Here is an 18,169-nt window from a genome sequence, read left to right on the forward strand (position 1 = left end):
CATGCTCCCGTTCACGATCGAGAAGGTGACCTCCATCGAGGCCGCCGTCGCCGCCGCGTCCTCCGGAGGCCGCCTCATCGCCGGCGGCACGACATTGATCGATCTCATGCGCGACGAGGTGGAGCAGCCGCAGCAGCTCGTCGACATCAATGCGCTTCCGCTCTCCGGTATTCGCGTCGACCGGTCCAATCTCGTCATCGGCGCGCTCGCGCGGATGGCCGACATCGCCGCCCACTCCGATGTTCAGCGTCTTTACCCGCTGATCTCCGAGAGCCTGATCGAGGGCGCCTCACCGCAACTGCGCAACATGGCCTCGATCGGCGGCAACCTGCTCCAGCGCGTCCGCTGCCCCTACTTTCGGATGCTCGACGCATCCTGCAACAAGCGCAGCCCTGGCTCAGGTTGCGCCGCACGCGACGGCCTGAATGCCGGTCACGCCATTCTCGGCACCAGCGATCACTGCGTGGCGACGCACCCCTCGGACGTTGCGGTCGCGCTGGTCGCGCTCGACGCCACCATGCAGGTCAGGGGTCCGAAGGGCGAGCGCACTTTCCCGGTCGAGGAGCTGTTTCGCTTGCCCGGCGACACCCCCCATCTCGAACACACGCTGCTGCCGGGCGAGCTCATCGTTGAAGTGCGGATCCCCGGGGGGCCTGATAGCCGCCGGGCGCGCTACCTCAAGGTGCGCGACCGCGCGTCTTACGAATTTGCGCTGGTCTCCGCGGCAGCGGCGCTCGACGTCGTGGACGGCGTGATCCGCGGCGCGCGGCTCGCGGTTGGCGGGGTCGGCACCCGACCTTGGCGCATGCGCGCGGTGGAAGCGGCGCTGATCGGCAAGGTACCGGGCCGGCAGGTGTTTGAGGCGGCCGCCCGATCGGCGTTGGAAGGGGCCCGCCCGCTGTCCGGCAATCATTACAAACTCGAACTCCTGCCGCGGACGATCGTCCGCGCCTTCGAAATGACGGGAGGAATTGCATGACGATCAGCGTCATCGGACAGCCGCTGCCCCGCGTGGATGGCCGCGCCAAGGTCACCGGCTCCGCGCGGTACGCGGCCGATTTTAATCAGCCGGGCCAGGCCTATGCCGTGATCGTCAGCGCCACAATAGGGCTTGGACGATTGACCGGCGTAGACAGCGCGGCGGTCGAGAAGATGCCGGGCGTTCTCGCCGTTCTCTCGCATCTCAACGCGCCACGCCTGGCGTACGGCCCGCACAAGAGCTACATCGATCCGGCGACGGGCGAGCGGCTGCATGTGCTGCAGGACGATCTTGTGCGCTTCCACGGCCAGCCGGTGGCGCTCGTCGTTGCCGCGACCATCGCGCAGGCGGAGCGGGCCGCCGCGGCGCTGCGCGTCACCTACAAGGCCGAGCGGCCAATCGTCGATTCCGCGGGCCCTGAAGCTCGTCCCATCGTACCGGAGGCCGGCAAACAGCCGGACGCCCGGCTTCCCGCCGACACGACGCGCGGAAGCGCGGATAAGGCTCTGGCCGACGCGCCGGTGAAGGTCGACGAGACCTATGACATCGCGCGCGAGAACCACAATCCGATGGAGCCGCATGCGACGATCGCCAGCTGGAACGGTGACCGCCTGACGCTTTGGAGCAAGAGCCAGTTCGTCGTCAACGAGCAGGCCGAGATCGCGGCGATCTTCGGTTTGTCACCCGAGAAAGTGACGGTGATCTGCCCGTTCATCGGCGGGGCCTTCGGGACCTCGCTCAGAACCTGGCCTCATGTGACGCTCGCGGCCATGGCCGCCCGCCACGTTGGCCGCCCGGTGAAGCTCGTCCTGACGCGCAAGCAGATGTTCTTCACGACCGGACATCGGCCGCGCACGGTGCAGAGGATCGCTCTCGGCGCCACGGCGGATGGAAAGCTCATCAGCGTGGTGCACGAAGGTACGGGCGAGACCAGTCGCTACGAAGAATTCATGGAAGCCCTGACCTCGGTCACGACGTTCCTCTACTCCTCGCCCAACGTGCGGACGCGCTACCGCCTGGTCCCGCTCGATACCGGAACGCCAAACCACATGCGTGGCCCTGGCGAGGCCAGCGGCGTTTTCGCGCTCGAATGCGCCATGGACGAGTTGGCTTATAGGCTCCGCCTGGATCCAATCGATCTGCGGCGCCGGAACGAGCCGGAGATCGACGAGGGAGAAAACAAGCCCTTCTCCAGCCGATCGCTGATGAAATGCTACGATCTCGGGGCCGAACGATTCGGCTGGTCGCGCCGTACGCCCGAACCGCGCTCGATGCGCGACGGCCGCCTGCTGATCGGGATGGGAGTAGCCTCGGCAAGCTATCCGGCCTTTCACGCGCCGGCCACCGCGCGGGCGCGGCTGCTTCGCGACGGGACAGCCGAGGTCGAGATCGCGGCCAGCGACATGGGTCCGGGCACCTATACGTCGATGACGCAGGTCGCCGCCGAGACTCTCGGGCTCCCCGTCGAAAAGGTGCGCTTCAGCCTTGGCCGCTCAGATTATCCGCCTGCACCATCCCACGGCGGCTCTTGGACCATGGCCTCGGTCGGCTCCGCGATCCGCGCTGCCTGCATCGCCGTGCGGGAACAGGCCGCGAAGGACCGGAACGATCGACCGATCGAAGCCACGGCGTCGTCTCAGCGGGATCCCGAGGCTGCCGCCAGGTTCTCGATGCACTCGTTCGGCGCCGTCTTCGTCGAGGTCGCCGTCGATCCCGACGTCGGCACGATCCGCGTCCGCCGCGCGGTCGGCGCCTATGGCATCGGCCGCGTCGTCAACCCGCGTCTCGCCCGCAGCCAATGCACCGGCGGAATGGTCGGCGGCATCGGTATGGCGCTGATGGAGCGCACCGTTCTCGACGCTCGCGACGGCCGGCCGGTCAACGCTCACATGGCCGACTACCTGATGCCCGTCAACCTGGACATTCCCCAGGTCGAAGCGCACTTCCTCGAGGAGTCGGATCCGCACGTCAATGAACTCGGGGTCAAGGGTCTCGGCGAAATCGCCCTGGTCGGTATCGCCCCCGCGATCGCGAACGCCGTCTTTCATGCGACCGGCAAGCGCGTCCGCACCCTGCCGATCCGGATCGAAGACGTGCTGACCGCTTAGCGCTGTAAAGAGGGTGGCATACGCCGCTCCTGGGCATGTGATTGTGCTGCATCGAAGAGGCTGACGTACCCGCCCTACTCCACCTGCAGCACGTCGACGGCAACGCTGAGCTTCTGCTTGGGCGAGCCGACGATGATGCCGTCGACCGGCGAGACGTCGGAAAAATCGCGCCCCATTGCGAGCACGATGTGATCGTTGCCGATGAGGAGATCGTTGGTCGGATCGAGATCGATCCAGCCGAGCTCCGGCCCGCACCATAACGAGACCCAGGCATGGCTGGCGTCGGCGCCTTGCAGACGCGGCTGTCCCGGCGGCGGAGCGGTGCGCAGATAACCGCTGACATAGGCCGCCGGCAGGCCAAGCCCGCGCAGCCCGGCAATCATGACATGGGCGAAGTCCTGGCAGACGCCGTGACGCTTGTCGAACACCTCGTCGAGCGGTGTCGAGATCACGGTCGCCTTCGGATCGTAGCGGAATTCGCCGCGGATCCGTCGCATCAGGTCGACGGCGCCGGTGAGGATGCCCGCGCCGGGCGGAAAGCTTATCCCCGCATAGGCGCTGACCGGGCGCAGCACCGGCACCAGGGGGCTGGCAAAGACATAGCCGACCGGCGAGGACGGCCCGAGGCTGGTGGCTTCGAACGCGACATCGCGGACGCTCTCCCAGGGCGGGCTGACCGCATCGCGGGCCGGCGGTTTGCGCGACACCGAGACGCGCGAGCGCGAGTCGATGCGCAGATTGCGATGCGCGGCTTCGATCACCACGCTCTCGGTCAGCGTGCCGAAGAAGTCGCGCCGCACATTGCGCTCGGCCGGGCGCGGATGGATCTCGACCTCGTGCGAGATCAGCTCCTGGCCGCCGCCGCTTGCGGGCTCCAGTCGCAGCGTGCAGCGGGCGAAGCTGACGGGATTCTCGTACTCGTAGGTGGTGACGTGACGGATGTCGTAGATCACGCCAGCCCCGTCAGCTTTTCCGGCCGGCTGGCATTGGGGCCGTGCGGGAAGTAGTGCTGCCCGATCGCCTCGCCGAGGCTGAGCAGATCCTGCTCCAGGGCGAACAGCGTCTTGACCTCGAGCTTCTCAGCCTCGGCGGTCGCGAGCATCGCCTGCATCGCCACCGCCAGACGCTGCGGCTTCTCGATCAGGCCATGCTCCTTCAGGCTCGGCAGCGCGGCGATGTGCTCGTTCAGCGTCGTCACCTGGAACGCCACCGAACGCGGATTGTAGCCGTCGAGCACCGCGAGGTCGCGCACCGGGGCCAGGATCGGCGCCAGCAGATAACGCGAGCGGTAGGTGATCTGGCAATCCACCAGCGTCAGCAGGATGTCGAGATCCTCGTCACCGGCCTCGTCATAGGCGAACTGGCGGGTGAAGCGCGTGGTGTTGATGGCGCGCTCGATACGGCGGCCGATGTCGAGGAAGCGCCAGCCGGCGGCGCGATTCATATTCTCCTGCGCAAGGCCTGCGAAGCTCGCCAGCTCCTGCAAGGTCAGCTCGGCGGCGCTCAGCACGCTGTCGTCGTCCTCCACCTCGATGGCGAGGCGCTCGGCCATCTCGGTGATCACCTGCCAGGCATCGGGCGACAGCCGCTCGCGCAAGGAGGTCGCCGTGCGCTGCGCCGCCCTCACCAGCGACAGGGCCGAGCCGAAACGCTCCGCGCCCTGCAGCGCTTCGGCGACGATGCGCCCCGCGGCCGTGCGTGAGGATTGCGAAACCGCGCCCCAGGCCACCAGCAGGCGCTGGATGCGTTCGGCCGATTGCACCGAGGCCGCGGTGCCCTTGTTCGGCCCGCTCGGCGAGCCCAAAGCGCGCACCAGCCGCAGCGTCGCCTCGGCGCGCTCGAGATAGCGGCCGAGCCAGAACAGATTGTCGGCGGCGCGGCTCGGCAGCACGCCGGCGATACGGCGGATGCGCACCTTGTCGATCGCGGGCAGAAGCGTCGCGGTCGCGACCTGCTTGTCGGAGACGACCCAGACGTCGGCGGCGCGCGCGCCGTCGCCCATCGACACCGCGCGCGCGTCCGGCTGCTCGGCGATGCGGCAGAAGCCGCCCGGCATGATGGCCCAGCCATCCGGCGTGGCGGCCGCGAACACGCGCAGCACGAAGGGACGCGGCGTGAGCTGCCCATGCTCCCACACCGGCATGGTCGAGAGCCGCACCACCTCCTGGCCGACATAGTCCATGCCGCGCGCGCCGATCGCCTCGATCAGGCGCTGCCGTCCGCTCGCGTCGAGCTCGCTCGCGAGCACCGGACCGCTGGAGTCGAAGCCGGGAACGCCGCGGCGATAGGCGCCTTCGATCGCGACCTCGTCGAGCCGCGCCAGCACCTCGTCGCGCGCCACGCGCTGGCCACACCACCAGGTCGCGATGTGCGGCATCTTCAGGTCTTCGCCGAGCAGGCGGCGGCTCAGCGCCGGCAGGAAGCCGAGCAGCGCCCGCGCCTCCAAAACGCCCGAGCCCGGCATGTTGGCGACGACGACGCCGTCCTTGCGCAGCACGTCGATCAGGCCGGGCACGCCGAGCCGCGAGGAGGCATCGAGCTCGAGCGGATCGAGCGAGTTGGAATCGACCCGGCGCAACAGCACATCCAGCCGCTTCAGGCCGGCGACGGTGCGGATGTGGACGCGATTGTCGCTGACCGCGAGATCGTCGCCCTCGACCAGCAGGAATCCGAGATAGCGCGCCAGCGTCGCGTGCTCGAAATAGGTCTCGCTGAAGCTGCCGGGGGTGAGCACGCCGATCCTGGGCTCGTCGCGATCGGCGCGCGCGCGAAGGGAGTCGCGGAACGCTTCGAAAAACGGCGCGACGCGCGGCACGTTCATCGACTTGTAGAGATCGGAGAAGGCGCGCGACAGCACCAGGCGGTTCTCCAGCGCGTAGCCCGCACCCGATGGCGCCTGGGTGCGGTCGCCGAGCACCCACCAGCGGCCGTCGGGCCCGCGGCCAACATCGGCGGCATAGATCGAGAGATAGCGTCCGCCGGGCGGCGGCACGCCGCAGACGGGACGGAGATATTCGGGACTGCCGGCGATCGCCGCGGCCGGGAGCGCGCCTTCGGCCACGAGGCGCCCCTCGCCATAGATGTCGCGCAGCACGCGCTCGAGCAGCTCGGCGCGCTGGGTGATGCCGGCGCAAAGCTGCTGCCAGTCGGCCTCGTCGATCAAAAGCGGCAGATGGCTGATCGACCAGGGCCGGTCGGCGCTATCGCCGGGCGCGCGGTAGGTGACGCCGGCCTCGCGGAGATGGCGATCGGCCATGCCGAAGCGGCGCTCGATCTCGTCGGGCGCCAGCGCGCCGAAGGCGTCGAAGAAGCGGCTCCAGACCGCGCGCGGCGCACCGTCGGGCCCCAGGAACTCGTCGGGGATGCCGGGCAGGCGGCTATAGTCGCGGACCCACTGCGCAATCCGCTGCTGGGCATTTGCCCTGCCCGCCTGGTCGTTGTCTTCGGCTGCGCCCTCGCCCATGGGCCTTTCCCTCCCCCACCATCATACTCATTGCAGGAGCGGGGTCCGCAAGTCGAGGGTCAGCGGAAATTCATTTGTGCGTTCCTCGGGCGGCGGCTGCATCGGACCCGGGGTGTGACCGTGGTCCTGGAAGCGCGCCAGCCGCCGGGCCTCGGCCTCGTAGGTATTGACCGGCTTGGTGTCGTAGTTGCGCCCGCCGGGATGGGCGACGTGGTAGACGCAGCCGCCGAGCGAGCGGCCGTTCCAGGTATCGATCAGGTCAAAGGTCAGCGGCGCGTGCACGGGGATGGTCGGGTGCAGGCCGGAGGCCGGCTGCCAGGCCTTGAAGCGGACGGCGGCCACAGCCTCGCCGGAGCGGCCGGTCGGGGTCATCGGCAGGCGGCGGCCGTTGCAGGTGACGACATGGCGGCCCTCGACGAAGCCTTCGGCCTTGACCTGGAGCCGCTCGACCGAGCTATCGACATAGCGCACGGTGCCGCCGGCCGAGCCCTCCTCGCCGAGCACGTGCCAAGGCTCGAGCGCTTGCCGCAGCTCCAGCGTCACTCCGCCATGATGGATGCGGCCGAAAGCGGGGAAGCGGAATTCGAGCTGGGCCAGATACCATTCCGGCTCGAACGGATAGCCCGATTGCTTGAGCTCACCGAGCACGTCGAGAAAATCTTCCCAGATGAAATGCGGCAGCATGAAGCGATCGTGCAGCGCGGTGCCCCAGCGCACGAACTTGCCGCTCAGCGGCTCGCGCCAGAACTTTGCGATCAGCGCGCGGATCAGGAGCTGCTGCGCGAGCGACATGCGCGGATCCGGCGGCATTTCGAGCGCGCGGAATTCGACGAGGCCGAGCCGGCCCGTGGGCCCTTCCGGTGAATAGAGCTTGTCGATGCAGATCTCGGCGCGGTGGGTGTTACCGGTGATGTCGACCAATAGATGCCGGAACAGCCGGTCCACCAGCCAGAGCGGCGTCTGGTAGCTGGGCGGCGGCACGTGCGAGAGCGCGATCTCGAGCTCGTAGATGCTGTCGTGGCGTGCCTCGTCGATGCGCGGCGCCTGGCTGGTCGGGCCGATGAAAAGACCGGAGAAGAAATAGGACAGCGCCGGATGGCGCTGCCAATACAGCACCAGGCTCTTCAGAAGATCGGGCCGGCGCAGGAACGGCGAGTCTTGCGGTGAGGAGCCGCCGATCACGACGTGATTGCCGCCACCGGTGCCGGTGTGACGGCCGTCGACCAGGAAACGGTTGGCGCCGAGGCGCACCTTCGCCGCATCCTCATAGAGACCGGTCGTGATCTCGACCGCATCGCGCCAGTTCTTCGCCGGCTGGATGTTGATCTCGATGACACCGGGGTCGGGCGTCACCTTGATCACCTCGATGCGCGGGTCGAACGGCGGCGGGTAGCCCTCGACATGGACCTGGAGCTGCATCTCCTCCGCGGTGGCTTCGAGCGCGGCGACCAGTTCGAGATAGTCCTCGATGCGCTCGACCGGCGGCATGAAGGCGCAGAGCACGCCGTCGCGGACTTCGACCGACATCGCGGTGCGAACCGGGACGGAGGTGTTGAGATGCTCGGGCGCGGCCCGCGGCGGGGATTCCGGCCGCGCCGCGAGCGTGAACACCGGCAGCCTGTCCCGCGCCTCCATCGGGTCCTGCTCGACGATGTAGGGATATTGGTTGGGCGGGACGTAACCGAGCGAGCCGATCGGCAGGCGCAAACCGAGCGGCGAATCGCCCGGCATCAGGAACAGATGATTGCGCCGGAGTTGCCATCGCTCGCTGCGCCAACGCGGCGGCGCGTTCCAGCGCTGCACCGGCAGCACGAAGCCGCGCGGTGTGTTGAGGCCCTCGTCGAACACGCGCGCCATCCGCGCGCGGGCTTCCGGATCGGATAGTTTGGAATCGGAGGGATCGACGTTGACGGGAAGCTCCGCCTCCTTCTGGAGCCAGTACGCGGTGTCCTCATAAGCCGGCATGATGTAGCCGGCATCGAGGCCGAGCCGGGCCGCGGTGCCTTCCATGAAGGTCTCGGCGTCCTTCACCTCGGCGCGACGCGGGTTTTCGACCTTGGCGATGAGGTCGGCATTCTTCCAGATCGGCACGCCGTCCTTGCGCCAATAGAGGCCGAAGGCCCAGCGCGGCAGGCTCTCGCCCGGATACCATTTGCCCTGGCCGTAATGCAGCAGCCCGCCCGGCGCGAAGCGCGTGCGCAGCCGGCGGATCAGATCGTCGCCGAGCGCGCGCTTGGTCGGGCCGACCGCTTCCGTGTTCCACTCGCCGGCCTCGAGATCGTCGACCGAGACGAAGGTCGGCTCGCCGCCCATGGTGAGGCGCACGTCATGGGCGGCGAGATCGCCGTCGACCTGCTCGCCGAGATCGTTGAGGCGCGCCCAGGATTCGTCGGAGAACGGCTTTGTGATGCGCGGCGCCTCGCGGATGCGCCTCACGCTCATGTCGAAGGAGAACTCGACCTCGGCAAAGCCGGCCCCGCCGGAGATCGGCGCCGCGGATCGATAGTGCGGCGTGGCTGCGACGGGGATGTGCCCTTCGCCTGCGAGCATGCCCGAGGTCGCGTCGAATCCGATCCAGCCGGCACCCGGCAGATAGACCTCGGCCCAGGCGTGCAGATCGGTAAAGTCGTTCTCGACTTCCGGCGGTCCCTCGATCGGATCGATGTCGGGACGGATCTGGACCAGATAGCCCGAGACGAAGCGGGCGGCGAGGCCGAGATGGCGCAAGGTCTGGATCAAGAGCCAGGCGGAGTCGCGGCATGAGCCCGCGCCTGAGGCAAGCGTCTCCTCCGGCGTCTGCACGCCCGGCTCCATGCGGATGATGTAGCGGACCTTCTTCTGGAGCTCGCGATTGAGGTCGACCAGGAAGTTGACGGTGTTGGGGGCCTCGTGGGGAATCGAATCCAGGAACTTGGCGAACAGGCGGTCGGGCTTGATAGTCTCGAGATAAGGCGCAAGCTCCGTCTTCAGATCCTTGGGATATTCGAACGGAAAGCTGTCGGCATAGGGCTCGACGAAGAAGTCGAACGGGTTGACCACGGTCATCTGCGCCGTGAAGTCGACCTCGAATTTCAGTTCGGTGGTCTTCTCCGGAAAGACGTAGCGCGCCAGCCAGTTGCCCTGCGGGTCCTGCTGCCAGTTCACGAAATGATTTGAGGGCGTGACCTTGAGCGAATAGCTCAGGATCGGCGTGCGCGTATGCGGCGCCGGCCGCAGCCGGATGGTCTGCGGGCCAAGGTCGATCGGGCGGTCGTATTTGTAGTGCGTGACGTGGTGTAGCGCGACGTAGATCGACACGGGTTGCAGTGCTCCAGCAGCTTTTTTGAGCAGAACACCTGAGGGGAGTGCGATCAAGCACTAACAACGGGCACGGGGTGCCTAGGAAGTATCCCAATCGCCATGGGGGCGATCGCATCCGACGTTAGGGTTGGCGCGGTGCTGCTTCCACGGCGTCATGGCCGGGCTTGTCCCGGCCATCCACGACCTTTGCCGCGCAGAACCAAGAACGTGGATGCCCGGGACGAGCCCGGGCATGACGACCTCGTTTGCAGAAACGTTACGCCGCCGAGGTCAGCCTTTGCAGGAACTGGGTCACTTCGCGGCGGAGCGTCTCGACTTCGCCGTGGACGCGTTCGGAGGCGTGGTTGACGCGGGCAGCGACGCGGCCGGTGTCGGCGGCGGCTTCGCTGATGCCCGTCACGTTGGAGGAGACCTGCGAGGTGCCGGTTGAGGCTTCGTGAACGTTGCGGGCGATCTCGCGCGTCGCCGCCCCCTGCTGCTCGATCGAGGCGGCAATCGAGGCGGAGATGCCGTCGATCTCCGCGATGGTCTGCGCGATCGCCTCGACGGCAGCGACCGAAGTGGTGGTCGATTGCTGCATCTCGCCGACCTTGGCGCTGATCTCTTCGGTCGCCTTGGCGGTCTGGTTGGCGAGGCTCTTGACCTCGGAGGCCACCACCGCGAAGCCGCGGCCGGCGTCGCCCGCGCGGGCCGCCTCGATGGTGGCATTGAGCGCGAGCAGGTTGGTCTGCGAGGCGATCTCGCTGATCAGCTTGACGACATCGCCGATCTGCATCGCGGCGTCCGCAAGGCTCCGGATCTCGCCGCCGGCGCGATTGGCTTCGTTCACCGCCCGCCCCGTGCTCGCGGTCGAGCCGGCCACCTGGCGGTTGATCTCGGTGATCGACGATGCGAGCTGCTCGGCGGCGCTGGCGACAGTGGCGACGTTGCGCGAGGCCTGGTCGGACGCGCTGAGCACGCCGGAGGTTTGCAGGCTGGTCTTCTCCGCCGCCGCCGCCATCTGGCCGGCATCGGATTCGAGATCGGTCGCCGCGCCCATCAGCGTGCCCGCAACCTGGTCGAGATGCGCGCCGAACTGCCTGGCAAGGTCCGCGATCTCGACGACCCTGCGGCCAAGGCTGTCGGTGCCGGAATTGATGACGGTCGCCGAGCGGCGGAACGAGCCGGGCAATCCGCGCCAGGATCTTGCGGAAATACTTGCCGCGGCTGGCATACTCCATCGACGCCGAAGCTTCACGCTGGAACGCATCGGTAATGTCGAGCATGTCGTTGACCGATTTCTGGATGGCGCCGATGCGCCCGGCCTGCCGCTCGCTGAGGATGCGCGCCTCGAGATCGCCGGCCGCCGCCTTGCGACAGACATCGGCGACCTCGTCGACGGAAACCGCCGCGCGGTGCTGGCACCAGACGGCATAGCCGGAGAGCGCGATCGTCGCGCCGAGAGAAGCGGCACTCGTGATACCGGATATGCCGAGCAGCGAGAGAACGAACGCAACGACGGCAAGACCACACGCGAGCGCGGTCGCTCCCTGCGCCTTAGAGAGAGAGCACAAATTCATCGTAACCGACACCCTGTTGCTTGAGCAGCCCGACCATCGTCTCGAAGCTCGCCTGCATGCCCTCCTTGGCATTGGCATGCCGCGCCTCCTCAGTGCACAGCGTCTTGTAGATCGGCTTGATGCGCTCGATCTGCGCGGGATCCGGCTTGCGACGGTTGGAGTGATAGCCGACGATGTTGCCGCGCTCGTCGAATGTCGGCGTGACGTGGGCGAACACCCAATAGTGGCTGCCGTCCTTCGCCAGGTTGACGACGTAGGCGAAGATCTCCTGCTTGGACTGCAGCGTGTCCCACAGCAGCTTGAAGACGGCGCGCGGCATGTCGGGATGGCGGATCAGGCTGTGGGGCGCGCCCATCAGCTCCTTCCACGAGTACTTCGCCATGCGGATGAAGACGTCGTTGGCGTAGGTGATGCGGCCTTTGAGATCGGTCTTCGATACGATCAGCTCCTCCTCACCGAGGAGATTTTCCACCCCAGTGGGACGTATCGCTTGCATCGGTTCGATCCTCAAGTCACGCCGGCCCCACCACGCTGTGAAGCCGCATCACCCTCGTGTCTACGGCAACAATGTTAACCAGGTGTAAGCCGGGAACTTTTTGCAGCCGGCGCCCACCTACGTATCATTACTTAGCGAACGGTCGTTGCATTTCGGATCGCCACACGCGCTCCGATTCCGGTTGCGGTCATCGGCTACCGGCGGCTCTTGATGGGCTGCGCAGCGCTAGCCAAGCGCGACTACATCGTCGCGCCCAGCACCCAGGGCGCGAACTCGGCGCCGCCGAAATCGAAGCTCTCGCTCTTTGTGGGCTGGCCCGAGGCGGTCTTGAGGATGAGTTCGAAGATGCGCCGTCCGCATTGTTCGACGCTCTCCTCGCCTTCGAGGATGGTGCCGCAATTGACGTCCATGTCCTCTTCCATGCGCTTGTACATGGGCGTGTTGGTGGCGAGCTTGATCGACGGCGCCGGCTTGCAGCCGAACACGCTGCCGCGGCCCGTGGTGAAGCAGACGAGGTTGGCGCCGCCGGCGACCTGCCCGGTCGCAGCTACTGGATCGTAGCCGGGCGTGTCCATGAACACGAACCCCTTCTTGGTGACGGGCTCGGCGTAGCGCAGCACCTCGACGAGGTTGGTGGTGCCGGCCTTCGCCATCGCGCCGAGCGACTTCTCCAGAATGGTGGTAAGGCCGCCGGCCTTGTTGCCGGGGCTCGGATTGGCGTTCATCTCGGCGCCTTCGCGCGCGGTGTACTCGTCCCACCAGCGCATCAGGTCGACCAGCTTCTCGCCGACCTCGCGGCTGACGGCGCGGCGTGTCAAGAGATGCTCGGCGCCGTAGGTCTCCGGCGTCTCCGACAGGATCACGGTGCCGCCGTGACGCACGATGAGGTCGCTGGCCGCCCCCAGCGCGGGATTGGCGGAAACGCCGGAATAGCCGTCCGAGCCGCCGCATTGCAGCGCCACGGTGAGCTCGCTCGCCGGCACCGTCTCGCGTTTGACCTTGTCGGCGTCAGTCAGCGCCTCGCGCACGAAGGCGATGCCGGCTTCGACCGTCTTGCGGGTGCCGCCGACCTCCTGGATGTCCATCGCGCGCAGTCGTCCGGCAAGCTTCTGCTCTTCCATGAGGCCGCCGATCTGGTTCACCTCGCAGCCGAGGCCGAGCACGATGACGTGGGAGAAGTTGACGTGCCGCGCATAGCCGCCGAGCGTGCGGCGGAGCAGCGCCAGCGGCTCGTTCTGCGTCATGCCGCAGCCGGTCTTGTGGGTCAGCGCGACGACGCCGTCGACGTTGGGGAAGTCGGCGAGCGGATTGTCGCCGGTGAAGGGATTCTTCTTGAAGACGTCGGCGACGAGGCTCGCGACATGCGCGCTGCAATTCACCGAGGTGAGGATGCCGATATAGTTGCGCGTGGCGACGCGGCCGTCCGGACGGCGGATGCCCTCGAAGGTCGCCGGCAGGTCGAAATTCGGCGTCGGCTTGACGTCGACGCAATAGGCATAGTCCTTGGCGAAATCACCCATGCCGCAATTCTGCACGTGCACGTGCTGGCCCGGCGCGATGGCTTGCGTGGCAAAGCCGATGATCTGGCCGTAGCGCCTGATCGGCTCGCCTTCGGCGATCGGCTTGATCGCGACCTTGTGGCCGGAGGGGATGCGATCGACCGTGGTCACGCCGTCGGCGACCAATGTTCCCGGCGGCAGGCTCGCGCGCGCGATCACCACACCATCATCGGGATGGAGGCGGATGACGGGGCTGATGGTCATGGAAGTCTCCTTCGGAGGCGAGTAGCGAATAGCGAATGGCGAGTGGAAATGGGAGCAGCCCTATTCGCTACTCCCATTCGCCATTCGCGGGTTTTTTACGCCTTGCCGCCCGAATCCTTGCGGGTCGCGTTCACCTGCATCTTGGCGTAGGTGGTCATCAGGCCGACTTCGTTGGACAGCGTCACCAGCTTGAAGCCCATGTTGATCGCGCGCGCCGCGCCTTCGGCGCCGCTGCAATGGATGCCCGGGTTGAGGCCGCGCTTGCCGCATTCCTTGATGATCTTCTCGTAGATCGCGAGGATCTCGGGCTCGCTGCGGTCGAGCTTGGGCTCGAGGCCGTAGGAGAAGCCGAGATCGGACGGGCCGATATAGACGCCGTCGATGCCTTCGACGTCGAGGATCGCTTCCATGTTCTCGACGGCGGTCCGCGTCTCCATCATCGGCAGCAGCACAATCTCGTCGTTGGCCGTCTTCTGATAGGAGCCGGCGGTGCCGTACATGCCGGCGCGGATCGGACCGTTGGAGCGCACGCCCTTGGGCGGATATTTCGAATAGGAGACCAGGTTCCGGGCTTCCTGCGGCGTGTTGACCATCGGGCAGATCACGCCATAGGCGCCGCCATCGAGCACCTTGCCGATGATGCCGGGTTCGTTCCAGGGCACGCGGACCATCGGGGTGATCGGATGCTTGTCCATGGCCTGGAAGCACTGCACCATCGAGAGATAGTCCTGCACGCCGTGCTGCATGTCGACCGTGACGCTGTCGAAGCCGCATTGCGCGACCATCTCGGCCGAGAAGCCGGAGGGAATGGCAAGCCAGGCGTTGACGACCGCCTTGCCCGACTTCCAGATCTCTTTGACTTTGTTCGCCACGTTGCCTTTCCTTCCCTGTTGCTCTCACTCGCCGCGGATCGGTTGGGCCGCACTTTGAGCGAAAAAAAGCGTGAATGTCCATGGCTCTCGCCGCGCACGCACGCATATCTGGTTTCACTCCCCGGCTATTGTCTCGTCCGCGCCGCCGAGCCCGGCAAGGCTCCGTTCGAGCTCGCCGAGCATCTCCTGCAATTCGGCGAGCTTGCGGGCGCCGAAGCGCCGCGTGATCTCGGCATAGATCGCCTCCGACGTCGGCGCGACCGAGGCCATCAGCTTCAGCCCCTCTTTCGAGATCGAGACCATGCTGCGGCGCTGGTCGGCCTTCGCCGTCTTGCGCTCGATCAGGTTGCGCGCCTCGAGGTCGCGCAGGATGCGCGACAGGCTCGGCCCGAGCAGGAACGCGGTGCGCGCGAGTTCCGTGACCTCGACCGCCTCGATCGCCGCCAGCGCGCGCAGGATGCGCCATTGCTGCTCGGTCAGGCCGTGCTCGCGCAGCGAGGGACGAAACTGCCGCATCACCGCTTCCCGGGCTCGCAGCAGCGACATCGGCAGCGAGCGCGAGAAATCGCGCATCGGCACCTGGCGCGCGGCAGGCGGGTGACCGTTGGCGGGATCGGCAGATTTCTTGGTCATGACGCCCCTTCAAGCCGCAAAACGTTTGCAGTGCAGCAAGCCGAATTTGTGTTTGACGCATTCACTTAACATGTTAAGTATCTCCGCGGCACCACGATTTGTAAGATCACAAATGGCGCTTTCCAACGACGATATCCAAGCTTGCGCGAGGCGTCTGCACCAGGCGGAGAAGACGCGCACGCAAATCCGGCAGCTCTCGCACGACTTCCCGGACATCAGCATCTCGGATGCGTATGCGATTCAGAAGGCCTGGGTCGACGTCAAGATCGCCGAGGGGCGCGTGGTCAAAGGCCACAAGATCGGCCTCACTTCGAAAGCGATGCAGAGCGCGCTTGGCATCGACGAGCCGGATTCCGGCGTGCTGCTCGACGACATGTTCTTCGCTGATGGCGGCCTCGTTCCGACCGAGCGCTTCATCGCGACGCGCGTCGAGGCCGAGCTCGCCTTCGTCATGAGCAAGCGCCTTTCAGGGCCCGACTGCACGCTGTTCGACGTGCTCAACGCCACCGACTTCGTGGTGCCGGCGCTGGAGATTTTGGATACGCGGATCGAGCGCGTCGATCCCAAGACCAAGGCGACGCGAAAGATCTTCGACACCATCGCCGACAATGCGGCGAATGCCGGCATCGTGCTCGGCGGGCGGCCGATCCGCCCGCTGGATGCTGACCTGCGCTGGATCGGAGCGCTCTGCTTCAAGAACGGCCAGCTGGAAGAGACCGGCCTTGCCGCCGGCGTGCTCAATCATCCCGCGACTGCCGTCGCCTGGCTCGCCAACAAGATCGCCCCGCTTGGGCTGGCGCTCGAGCCCGGCCAGGTCGTGCTCGCCGGCTCGTTCATCCGTCCGATTGAGACCCGCAAGGGCGACACAATCCAGGCCGATTATGGCGCCTACGGCTCGGTGAGCTGCTACTTCGCCTAGGCGGAAGAAGACAGGGAGTGAAACCGCGATGCCGCATTTCACCATCGAGTATTCGGCCAATCTCGACGGCCGTCTCGACATCGCCGCGGTGTGCGAGGTCGTGCGCAAGGCAGCTAGCGAGACCGGTATCTTCCCGCTCGGCGGCATCCGCGTTCGTGCCATCCGCTGCGAGCACTATGCGATTGCGGACGCGCGGCAGGACTACGGATTCCTGGACATGGTGCTGCGCATCGGCGAGGGCCGCGACCTGCCTACCCGCCAGAAGGCCGGCGAGCACGTCTTCCAGGCGCTCTCAAGACATCTCGATCCCGTCTTCGCCGCCAGCAAGTTCGCCCTGTCGTTCGACATGCAGATCAACGACAAGGACACCAGCTGGAAGCGCAACAACATTCACGACGCCCTGAAAGCGGAGGCCGCTCATGGATAAGCCCACGCCGAAAGCCGATCTGTTCCAGGCCAACCGTGACCGCCTCGCGCCGCTTTTGAAAACTCTGCGCGCGGACGGCATCGGCCACATGATCGACGGCAAGACCGTCGCCTCGATCTCGGGCGAGACGTTCGAGACCAGGTCGCCGGTCGATGGCGCCGTGCTCGCCAGCGTCGCGCGGGGCAATGCCGAGGACATCGACGCGGCAGCGACTGCGGCTGCACTCGCGTTCAAGTCGTGGCGCGACATGGGCCCGCCGATGCGGAAGAAGCTGCTGCATCGGGTGGCCGATGCGATCGAGGACAATGCCGAGGACATCGCGGTGCTCGAATGCATCGATACCGGGCAGGCCTATCGCTTCATGGCAAAGGCCGCGATCCGCGCCGCCGAGAATTTCCGTTTCTTCGCCGACAAATGCAGCGAGGCGCGCGACGGCCTTAACACGCCGAGCGAGGAGCATTGGAACGTCTCGACGCGGGTGCCGATCGGCCCGGTCGGCGTGATCACGCCATGGAATACGCCGTTCATGCTCTCGACCTGGAAGATCGCGCCAGCGCTGGCGGCCGGCTGCACCGTCGTGCACAAGCCGGCCGAATGGTCGCCGGTGACCGCTTCCATTCTGGGAAGGCTCGTGAAGGAAGCCGGCGTCCCCGACGGCGTGCTCAACACCGTGCACGGCTTTGGCGAGGAAGCGGGCAAGGCGCTGACCGAGCATCCCGCCATCAAGGCAATCGGCTTCGTCGGCGAGAGCGCGACCGGCTCGGCCATCATGATGCAGGGCGCGCCGACCTTGAAGCGCGTGCATTTCGAGCTTGGCGGCAAGAACCCGGTGATCGTGTTTGACGACGCCGATCTCGACCGCGCGCTCGATGCCGTCGTGTTCATGATCTACTCGCTCAATGGCGAGCGCTGCACCTCTTCGAGTCGGCTGCTGATCCAGCAGAGCATCGCGAAAGAATTCGTGGAGAAGCTGACCGCGCGGGTGAAGGCGCTCAAGGTGGGCCATCCCCTCGATCCCGCCACCGAGATCGGCCCGCTGATCCACGAGCGGCATCTGGCAAAGGTCTGCTCCTATTTCGACGTGGCGCGCCAGGACGGTGCCACCATTGCGGTCGGCGGCAAGGCCTACGACGGCCCCGGCGGCGGGCATTATGTCGAGCCGACGCTGGTGACCGGTGCGCACGGCAAGATGCGGGTCGCGCAGGAGGAGGTGTTCGGGCCGTTCCTGACCGTACTGCCCTTCCGAGACGAGGTGGACGCGATCGAGATCGCCAACGACATCCGTTACGGCCTGACCGGCTATGTCTGGACCAATGACATGGGACGCGCACTGCGTGTTGCCGATGCGCTCGAGGCCGGCATGATCTGGCTGAACTCGGAGAATGTCCGCCATCTGCCGACGCCGTTCGGCGGCATGAAGGCTTCAGGCATCGGCCGCGACGGCGGCGATTATTCGTTCGACTTCTACATGGAAACCAAGCACGTCTCGCTAGCGCGGGGCACGCACAAGATTCAGAAGCTGGGAATTTAGCGGCGGTGTCATTCCGGGGCGGCTCGAAGAGCCTAACCCGGATCCATCGAGCAGCAGAGTTGGTGGATGAATGGATTCCGGGTTCGTGCTTCGTAAGCCCCGGAATGACGAAGCCGAGA

Annotated in this window: 12 protein-coding genes and 1 pseudogene; 5 read left to right on the forward strand and 8 right to left on the reverse strand. The window is 66.5% G+C overall.

All coding sequences use genetic code 11. From position 1 onward, the window contains the following. Position 1 precedes the first annotated feature (1 nt). Both ABIA40_RS17900 and ABIA40_RS17905 read left to right on the forward strand, forming a co-directional pair. The gene (locus tag ABIA40_RS17900) at positions 2-979 is read left to right on the forward strand and encodes an FAD binding domain-containing protein (RefSeq protein WP_404542496.1); all 978 of its coding nucleotides are present in this window, start codon (positions 2-4) and stop codon (positions 977-979) included. After that, complete coding sequence (locus ABIA40_RS17905; RefSeq protein ID WP_271545302.1) at positions 976-3,087, forward strand: xanthine dehydrogenase family protein molybdopterin-binding subunit; 2,112 nt, start codon at positions 976-978, stop codon at positions 3,085-3,087. The genes ABIA40_RS17900 and ABIA40_RS17905 overlap by 4 nt, the downstream gene beginning before the upstream one ends. A gap of 74 nt (positions 3,088-3,161) precedes the next feature. Here ABIA40_RS17905 and ABIA40_RS17910 read toward each other — a convergent pair whose 3' ends face one another. From ABIA40_RS17910 to hpaR, 8 genes and pseudogenes are all read right to left on the reverse strand, one after another. Further along, a complete protein-coding gene (locus ABIA40_RS17910) occupies positions 3,162-4,040 on the reverse strand; it encodes a transglutaminase family protein (protein ID WP_271545303.1) in 879 nt (292 codons plus the stop codon). Then, a complete protein-coding gene (locus ABIA40_RS17915) occupies positions 4,037-6,550 on the reverse strand; it encodes a circularly permuted type 2 ATP-grasp protein (protein WP_271545304.1) in 2,514 nt (837 codons plus the stop codon). The genes ABIA40_RS17910 and ABIA40_RS17915 overlap by 4 nt, the downstream gene beginning before the upstream one ends. Before the next feature lie 27 nt (positions 6,551-6,577). After that, a complete protein-coding gene (locus ABIA40_RS17920; protein WP_404542500.1) occupies positions 6,578-9,847 on the reverse strand; it encodes a DUF2126 domain-containing protein in 3,270 nt (1,089 codons plus the stop codon). A gap of 259 nt (positions 9,848-10,106) precedes the next feature. Beyond that, positions 10,107-11,409 (reverse strand): annotated as a pseudogene (locus ABIA40_RS17925) (methyl-accepting chemotaxis protein). Further along, complete coding sequence (locus ABIA40_RS17930) at positions 11,387-11,905, reverse strand: PAS domain-containing protein (RefSeq protein ID WP_404542502.1); 519 nt, start codon at positions 11,903-11,905, stop codon at positions 11,387-11,389. Before ABIA40_RS17930 ends, ABIA40_RS17925 begins: the two are co-directional and overlap by 23 nt. 239 nt (positions 11,906-12,144) lie before the next feature. Continuing rightward, complete coding sequence (locus ABIA40_RS17935) at positions 12,145-13,668, reverse strand: UxaA family hydrolase (protein ID WP_404542505.1); 1,524 nt, start codon at positions 13,666-13,668, stop codon at positions 12,145-12,147. 95 nt (positions 13,669-13,763) lie between these two features. Further along, entirely contained in the window at positions 13,764-14,540 is a 777-nt protein-coding gene (locus ABIA40_RS17940; RefSeq protein WP_035709283.1) for an HpcH/HpaI aldolase/citrate lyase family protein, read from the reverse strand. A 114-nt stretch (positions 14,541-14,654) separates the two neighbouring features. Beyond that, positions 14,655-15,173, reverse strand: coding sequence for a homoprotocatechuate degradation operon regulator HpaR (gene hpaR / locus ABIA40_RS17945; RefSeq protein ID WP_225149904.1), 519 nt, complete (start codon positions 15,171-15,173; stop codon positions 14,655-14,657). A gap of 112 nt (positions 15,174-15,285) precedes the next feature. On the opposite strand from hpaR, the gene hpaH reads away from it, so the two are divergent. The 3 genes from hpaH to hpaE are packed head-to-tail and all read left to right on the forward strand — an operon-like array spanning position 15,286 to position 18,050. Continuing rightward, complete coding sequence (gene hpaH / locus ABIA40_RS17950) at positions 15,286-16,092, forward strand: 2-oxo-hept-4-ene-1,7-dioate hydratase (RefSeq protein WP_271545308.1); 807 nt, start codon at positions 15,286-15,288, stop codon at positions 16,090-16,092. Between the two features lie 28 nt (positions 16,093-16,120). Beyond that, entirely contained in the window at positions 16,121-16,519 is a 399-nt protein-coding gene (locus ABIA40_RS17955; RefSeq protein ID WP_404542509.1) for a 5-carboxymethyl-2-hydroxymuconate Delta-isomerase, read from the forward strand. Next, a complete protein-coding gene (gene hpaE / locus ABIA40_RS17960) occupies positions 16,512-18,050 on the forward strand; it encodes a 5-carboxymethyl-2-hydroxymuconate semialdehyde dehydrogenase (RefSeq protein WP_271545310.1) in 1,539 nt (512 codons plus the stop codon). Before ABIA40_RS17955 ends, hpaE begins: the two co-directional genes overlap by 8 nt. Positions 18,051-18,169 lie beyond the last annotated feature (119 nt).

This window comes from Bradyrhizobium sp. USDA 223 (assembly GCF_044909005.1).
GTDB lineage: Bacteria > Pseudomonadota > Alphaproteobacteria > Rhizobiales > Xanthobacteraceae > Bradyrhizobium > Bradyrhizobium yuanmingense.

Coding starts and splice junctions, on each gene's coding strand:
- ABIA40_RS17905 (WP_271545302.1), top strand. CDS start 976: ATGACGATCAGCGTCATCGGACAGCCGCTGCCCCGCGTGGATGGCCGC.
- hpaR (WP_225149904.1), bottom strand. CDS start 15,173: ATGACCAAGAAATCTGCCGATCCCGCCAACGGTCACCCGCCTGCCGCG.
- ABIA40_RS17930 (WP_404542502.1), bottom strand. CDS start 11,905: ATGCAAGCGATACGTCCCACTGGGGTGGAAAATCTCCTCGGTGAGGAG.
- ABIA40_RS17955 (WP_404542509.1), top strand. CDS start 16,121: ATGCCGCATTTCACCATCGAGTATTCGGCCAATCTCGACGGCCGTCTC.
- hpaH (WP_271545308.1), top strand. CDS start 15,286: ATGGCGCTTTCCAACGACGATATCCAAGCTTGCGCGAGGCGTCTGCAC.
- hpaE (WP_271545310.1), top strand. CDS start 16,512: ATGGATAAGCCCACGCCGAAAGCCGATCTGTTCCAGGCCAACCGTGAC.
- ABIA40_RS17935 (WP_404542505.1), bottom strand. CDS start 13,668: ATGACCATCAGCCCCGTCATCCGCCTCCATCCCGATGATGGTGTGGTG.
- ABIA40_RS17915 (WP_271545304.1), bottom strand. CDS start 6,550: ATGGGCGAGGGCGCAGCCGAAGACAACGACCAGGCGGGCAGGGCAAAT.
- ABIA40_RS17900 (WP_404542496.1), top strand. CDS start 2: ATGCTCCCGTTCACGATCGAGAAGGTGACCTCCATCGAGGCCGCCGTC.